The 7,171-nt window shown below is 61.1% G+C and carries 4 protein-coding genes; all 4 read left to right on the forward strand.

Translation table 11 applies throughout. The features are described from left to right. The first annotated feature begins 578 nt into the window (after positions 1–578). Positions 579–1,184, forward strand: a complete 606-nt coding sequence (locus tag IK083_03035) for a DNA-3-methyladenine glycosylase I (GenBank protein MBR4748532.1) — start codon at positions 579–581, stop codon at positions 1,182–1,184. 17 nt (positions 1,185–1,201) lie between these two features. After that, on the forward strand, positions 1,202–2,107 hold the full coding sequence (locus IK083_03040; protein ID MBR4748533.1) for a DMT family transporter: 906 nt from the start codon (positions 1,202–1,204) through the stop codon (positions 2,105–2,107). A 1,149-nt stretch (positions 2,108–3,256) separates the two neighbouring features. Beyond that, on the forward strand, positions 3,257–4,831 hold the full coding sequence (locus IK083_03045; protein MBR4748534.1) for an alpha-N-arabinofuranosidase: 1,575 nt from the start codon (positions 3,257–3,259) through the stop codon (positions 4,829–4,831). Next, the gene (locus tag IK083_03050) at positions 4,828–6,432 is read left to right on the forward strand and encodes an alpha-N-arabinofuranosidase (GenBank protein ID MBR4748535.1); all 1,605 of its coding nucleotides are present in this window, start codon (positions 4,828–4,830) and stop codon (positions 6,430–6,432) included. Before IK083_03045 ends, IK083_03050 begins: the two co-directional genes overlap by 4 nt. Positions 6,433–7,171: the final 739 nt, after the last annotated feature.

The raw sequence follows: 7,171 nt of genomic DNA on the forward strand, positions 1-7,171 counted from the left end.
GCCGGGATGACGGCTATTTCGTACTGGCTCCGGTCACCCGCGAGGGTGCATCCTGCAGCGGGAAAGGGCGCCTTGGGCGGACACGGGAGTGTCCGCCCAAGGCCGTATAATAATAATGCGGTGCGGCTGGCGCACCGCGCCTGCCGCAACACTTCCATCCAAGGTGACGGCGGGTCGAGGGCTTTTGCTTGTCCCCGCTTATACGGCCCCTCCCGTCTGCCGCCTCCGGCATAGCCGGAGTAAGGAATGCGGCAGACGGGCCCTCCAGAGATGTTTCCGCTCTCCGCCTTATACGGCCCCTCCAACGGCTTTCTGCCGTCGGTGCCCCCCGGCGGAGTATATTTGCCCCGTTGGGCTTGTCCGTAGCCGTGGTTCGCGGTTCGTTTGAAGGGGATCTCTTACCGGTGAGTGCTCGATGAGCCCTCACCGCCGAGATGACGTTTTATTGAACGGGACAACGTTTCGCCGAGATGACGTCGTTGTTGAACGGGACAACTGGGAGACGGGGCTTTTGGCGGGTGAATGTGGTATAATCATTATAGCGACAAATGGGCCTTGGGGCCTGACGGGGGAAAGATATGGGCTTTTGCGCCTGGGCGGAGTCGGAGCCGTCCTACAGACAATACCACGATGAAGAATGGGGCGTGCCGGTGCACGATGAGATCAGGATGTTCGAGTATCTCACTCTCGAGTGCATGCAGTGCGGCCTCAGCTGGTCTCTGATGCTGGCCAAGCGTGAAGTGTTCCGCCGATGCTTTGCCGGCTTTGATTACCGGGCCGTCGCCGCCTTCACGAAGGAGGATGAGGAGCGCATATTGAACACGCCGGGCATGATCCGGTCTCCCCGCAAGATAAAGGCCGTCGTCAACAACGCCCGCCGCTCCCTGGATCTGACTGAGGAATACGGCGGTCTGTGCCCCTTTTTCTGGAGCTTCACGGAGGGCAGGGTGGTAATATACCCCGAGCACCGGTCCGGCCGGGTCCCCGTGTCCAACGGCCTTTCCGCCCGGGTGGCGGCGGCTCTGAAAAAGAGAGGCTTTCTCTACGTGGGGCCCGTGACCATGTATTCGCATCTGCAGTCCTGCGGCGTCATCAACGATCACGACCCGGAGTGCCCCGGCTATAAAGACGTGATCGCTTCCCATCCCTATGTGATCCTGCCGGCGGAGGGCGAGGTCTTTTAGGCCCGGTCCGGATGACTATGAAGAATATGAGATTATTGGGCAACGGGCTGCTGCTCCTGGCGGCCATGATCTGGGGGGCCTCCTTTGCCTTTCAGCGGGCGGGCATGGACAGCGCGGAGCCTGTCACTTTTACCGCCGTGAGAATGTCCCTTGCCACCCTTGCCGTGGGCCTGGTGGCGCTGCTGACCCGGCGAAAGAAAGGGGGAGCCGCCCGGCGGACCGCCGCCGAAGAACGCCAATACCGCAAAAACACCCTTGTCGGCGGCGTATGGTGCGGCGTGTTCCTGACCCTGGGCACCGTGTTTCAGCAGATGGGCCTGGTCTATACCCCCGCGGGAAAGGCCGGCTTCATCACCGTCATGTATATGCTGCTGGTCCCCCTGTTTGCCTTTGTCCTCTTTGGAAAAAAGATCACCTGGCTGGTGGCGGCGGCTGTGCTGCTGGGGGTCGTCGGGATGTATTTTCTGTGCATATCCGGCGAATTCCGGCTCCTGAAAGGCGACCTGCTGGTATGCGCCTGCGCCGTCTTTTACGCCTGCCATATACTCAGCGTGGATCATTACGCCGGGCTGGGGGAGCCTGTCAGTATGTCCGCCATCCAGTTCGCCGTGGTCACCGTCATCGCTTCAATAGCAGCCTTTGTCATGGAGGAGCCCTCCGCGGAAAAGCTGGCCCCGGCCATAGTGCCCATCCTCTACAGCGGCATCGTGTCCGCAGGCGGCGGCTTCACCCTGCAGCTCATAGCCCAAAAACACACCGAGCCCACCACCGCGTCGCTCCTCATGAGCATGGAAGCAGTGTTTGCGGTGATCGGCGGAGTCCTCCTGCTCGGGGAGCATATGACCGCCCGGGAGCTGGCGGGGTGCGTCATCATGTTTGCGGCCATTACCCTGGTCCAATTGCCCCGGGCACGGAAAGAGTGAAGGAGAAAACACTTCTCGTCATCCCGGCGGAAATGGCAACAGATCAAACGCCGTTGGCGTTTGGCCATTTCCGGGAAGGGACCCACGGTGGGGCCCATTTGCTTCTTCCTTGCTCCCGCGTGTGGAGAAAGCAAATGGGAGGGGCCGTATCATAGTACTGACGAGAAGTGTGAGGAGGCTTTTCCAGCCCCGCTTGTACGGCCCCTCCGGGTTTTTTCCTTGCCCTCCCTGCCGCATGGACCACTTATAGGCTTTATTCGTACCCCGCTTGTACGGCCCCTTCCACCTGCCCGCTCTGTCTTTGACAGAGTAAGGAACGGGCAGGCGGACCCTCCGTAGATCCCTGACCCAAAACGGCCTAAAGATTCTTTGCCGTTTTGGGCGGGATGACGCGGGGTGTGGCGCACCATTCTCAACGCCGGGGATGTGATGATCACTCCGCCGTCATCCCAGCGCCTGAGACGCAGTCGATGGCGTTGGAGATCTGTGGGGGCACCGATGCCAAAGGCATTGGGGGTTCCACGTCGGCGGAGATACGCGAAAAGCCACTCCGAGGAATGACGTTGCCCCGCGATACGGACCCTCCGGGCTTTGTCCTTGCCCTCCCTGCCGCATAGACCACTTATAGGCTTTATTCGTACCCCGCGATACGGCCCCTCCCACCAGCCCTCTCTGCCATTGGCAGAGTAAGGAATGCGGCTGGCGGGCCCCTCCTGAGATCTCTTACCCCAAATCGCGTAATGCTGACGCATTACATGAGATGCGATTTGGGCCGAGATGACGCGGGGTTTACCGCCGGGATGACGGTTCCTCGCGTTACTGCTCATGCCGGGTCCTCTGTTGTCCCGTTGGGTGAGTTCGAGAGCGAAGGCTCGCGTTTCGTTTGAAGGGGATCTCTTACCGCCTCCTGCGGAGGCGCCGAGATGACGTCGTTATTGAACGGGACAACGTTCGTGCGGCGAGATGACGGCGGAGAGGGGCGCAGGCGCCTGCCGCACCGCTTCCATCCGGGTGGACGTTTTTGCAAACACGGCGGCTGTGGGAGGCCCTTTTGTATGCTATAATGGAATTGACACACCAAATAATACGAGGCCAAAAGCCGGGAGCGTGTATATGAAAAGCATGTTTGTCCTTGTTCCGTTGCTCGTCATGTTCTGCAGTCTGCTGAATGCCGAGGCGGCAGAGGGAGGTCCCGGTCAGGGCCCGTCCGGAGAAAAACACTTGAAGTCCATCATCAACATCCACCCCGCCTACACGGTGGGAGACACGGAGGACGCCCTGTTCTCGTCCTTCATCGAGCATATAGGCAGAGCCGTGTATCACGGCATTTATGAGCCCGGGCATCCCAGGGCGGACAAGGACGGCTTCCGTCAGGACGTCATCGATCTGGTGAAGCCTCTGGGCCTCTCTTTGGTCAGGTATCCGGGAGGCAATTTCGTGTCCGGCTACGACTGGCGGGACGGCATAGGCCCGCGGGAGCGGCGGCCCCGGCGCATGGAGCTGGCCTGGAAGTCCGTGGAGACCAACCAGATAGGCGTGGACGAGTTTGCCCTGTGGTGCAAAAAGGCGGGGCTGCAGCCCATGATGGCGGTGAATATGGGCAGCGCCGGCGCCAAAGACGCCATAGAGCTCATGGAATACTGCAATCATCCCGGGGGCACCTATTGGTCCGACCTGCGCCGGGAGAACGGCAGCCCCGAGCCCCACGGCATCAAATACTGGTGCTTGGGCAACGAGATAGACGGGGACTGGCAGATCTGCCACAAGACGGCGGAGGAATACGGCCGTCTGGCCTATGAGACCGGCAAGCTCATGAAGCTCATGGACCCGGACTGCCGCCTCACCGTGTGCGGCTCTTCCAACTACGCCATGAGTGGCGACTGGGAGGCGGAGGTGCTGCGGCACACCTACGGTATAGCGGACCTGGTGGCCATACATGCCTACTACGGGTGCCACGGGGGAGACGTGCCCGCCTTTCTCGCCTGCAATCTGGAGCTGGAGGACTATATCAAGAAGGTGGCGGGCATCATAGAGTATATCCGCCACGCCAAGCGCACGGACAAAAAGGTGTATATATCCGTGGACGAGTGGAACGTGTGGTATCACGGAGACCGGCTGCCCCACGAGGACTGGTCGGAGGCCCCGCACATAGTGGAGGACAACTACGTCTTCGTGGACGCCCTGGCCTTCGCTTCCATATTCATGACCATTCTCCGCAACTGCGACAACGTCAAGGCGGCCTGTATGGCCCAGCTGGTGAACGTCATCGCCCCCATAATGACCGAGAACGCCGAAGAGGGCGGCCGCTGCTGGGTCCAGCCTACCTACTGGCCTTTCCTGCATATATGCAAATGGGGCAGGGGCACCGTGCTGGATATGAGGATCGAGGGCGACACCTACGACACCGGCGGGAGAAAGGGCATAGGCTGCCTGGACTCTCTGGCGGTCATATCCCGGGACAAGAAAGAGCTGACCATCTTCGCAGTGAACAGGAGCCTGGACAGCGATATGGATTTCAAGTGCGACCTGTCCTCCTTCGGCGCCGTCAGAATGATCGAGCAGCTGGTGCTGAACAGTGACGACCTGAACGCCGAAAACACTCCGGACGAGCCGGACCTGGTAAAGCCCCGGCCCGGAACAGGCTGCCTCATCGACGACGGCCATCTGACGGGGATCCTGGAAAAGCACAGCTGGAACGTGATAAGGATAAGTCTGGATAAATGAAAGGCATAAGGACGTTAGTGTGCGCTGCGGTCCTGCTGGTGTCCGGCAGTCTTTTGTATGCCGATACGGCAGGACCCGAAGCCGCCGCAGGAGAAAAACCATTGAGAGCCACTATTACCATACATCCCGCCTACACGGTGGGAGAGACCGACGACGCCCTGTTCTCATCCTTTGCGGAACATATGGGCAGGTGCGTGTATCACGGCATCTACGAGCCGGAGCATCCCCGGGCGGACAAGGACGGCTTCCGTCAGGACGTCATAGACCTGATAAAGCCCCTGGGCCTGGAGTGCGTCAGGTATCCGGGAGGCAATTTCCTCTCCGGCTACGACTGGAAGGACGGCATAGGCCCCAAAAAGGACCGGCCTGTCCGGAAGGAGCTGGCCTGGAGATCCATTGAGACCAATCAGTTCGGCGTGGACGAATTTATGGCCTGGTGCAAAAAGACGGGGGTCAAGCCCATGATGGGCGTGAATCTGGGCACCGCCGGAGCAAAGGAAGCCATAGAGCTCATGGAATACTGCAACCACCCGGGAGGGACTTACTGGTCCGACCTGCGGAAGGCCAACGGCAGCCCCGAGCCCTACGGCGTCAAATACTGGTGCCTGGGCAACGAGATGGACGGAGACTGGCAGATAGGCCACAAGACCGCCTCGGAATACGGCCGGTTGGCCTATGAGACCGGCAAGCTCATGAAGCTCATGGATCCGGAGTGCCGCCTCACCGTCTGCGGCTCCTCCGCCTACCGCATGAGCGGCGACTGGGAAGCGGAGGTGCTCAGGCACACCTGGCCCATAGCGGACTACATCGCCATCCACGGCTACTACGGCGTTCCGAACGGCGGCATCCCCGCATTTCTGGCCTCCAATCTGGAGCTGGAGGACTACATCCGCAAGGTGGCGGGCATCATTGAGTATGTCCGCCTCACGAAGCGCAGCGACAAGCGGGTGTATATATCCGTGGACGAGTGGAACGTGGCTTATCACGGCGACCGGATACCCCACGAGGACTGGACCGAGGCGCCCCACATAGGCGAGGACCACTACGTGTTCGTGGACTCCCTGGCCTTTGCGTCCCTGCTGATGACTATCATCCGCAACTGCGACACAGTCAAGGCGGCATGCTTTGCCCAGCTGGTGAACGTGCTGGCCCCGGTGCTCACGGAAAACAGGGAAGAGGGAGGCCGCAGCTGGGCCCAGACCATCTACTGGCCCTTCATGCACCTGTCCCAATGGGGCAGGGGCACCGTGCTGGATATGAGGATCCAGGGCGACACCTATGACGCCGGCGGGAGAAAGGGCATAGGCTGCCTGGACTCTCTGGCGGTCATATCCCGGGACAAAAAGGAGCTCACCCTCTTTGCGGTGAACAGGAGCCTGGACAGCAGTCTGACCGCAGAGTGCGACCTGTCCCGCTTCGGCAAGTGTTCCGTGGCCGGGCATACGGTGCTGAACAACGAGGACCTGAATGCCGAGAACACTCCCGAGGAGCCGGACCGGGTGAAGCCCCGGGCGGCCCACGGCTGCCGGCTGCAGGACGGAGTCCTGACGGCAGAGCTGGAAAAGCACAGCTGGAACGTGATCAGGATCAAGCTGGACTGAGAGGAATTTTGTGCCTGCCGCTTTTGCCCTGCAAAAGCGGCAGGCACAAAACGATAATGGCGGCAGGCGCTCAGCGCCCGCCGCACCACTTTGCCGGGTGCGCATGTCCCGTTCAGTGACAACGTCATCTCGGCGGTGAGGGCCCTTCAGGCCATCACCGGTAAGAGATCCCCTAAGAAAGAACCGCGAGCCCGGGCCACGGACCGGCCCAACGGGACAAGAAATCGCTATGCTGCTTTCTCCATACCCCGCTTGTACGGCCCCTCCCACCAGCCCCCTCTGCCAATGGCAGAGCAAGGAATGGGCTGGCGGGCCCCGTCCGTAGATCTCTTACCCCAAATCGCGTAATGCTGACGCATTACATAAGATGCGATTTGGGCCGGGATGACGCGGGGTTTTCCGCCGGGATGACGCTTGATCAGAGTGGTTCTTCTCTCCGCCGAGTGGCCCCCCCAACGGCCTATGGCCGTCGGTGCCCCCACAGATCTCCAACGCCCTCGCTTCGTTCGGGCGCCGGGATGACGGCGGAGAGGCCGGGATGACGCGGGGCATGCTGTCTTTCCTCGCGTCACTGCTCAGGCCGGGTCCTCCCCGTTTGCCCCTCCCGCGAGCGGGAGTAAGGAATGCGGCTGGCGGGCCCCGTCCGTAGGTTTTCCGTTCTCCGCCGAGTGGCCCCCCCAACGGCCTATGGCCGTCGGTGCCCCCACAGATCTCCAACGCCCTCGCTTCGTTCGGGCGC

This window comes from Abditibacteriota bacterium (assembly GCA_017552965.1).
Lineage (GTDB): Bacteria > Armatimonadota > UBA5829 > UBA5829 > UBA5829 > RGIG7931.

Coding starts and splice junctions, on each gene's coding strand:
- IK083_03035 (MBR4748532.1), top strand. CDS start 579: ATGGGCTTTTGCGCCTGGGCGGAGTCGGAGCCGTCCTACAGACAATAC.
- IK083_03040 (MBR4748533.1), top strand. CDS start 1,202: ATGAAGAATATGAGATTATTGGGCAACGGGCTGCTGCTCCTGGCGGCC.
- IK083_03045 (MBR4748534.1), top strand. CDS start 3,257: ATGTTCTGCAGTCTGCTGAATGCCGAGGCGGCAGAGGGAGGTCCCGGT.
- IK083_03050 (MBR4748535.1), top strand. CDS start 4,828: ATGAAAGGCATAAGGACGTTAGTGTGCGCTGCGGTCCTGCTGGTGTCC.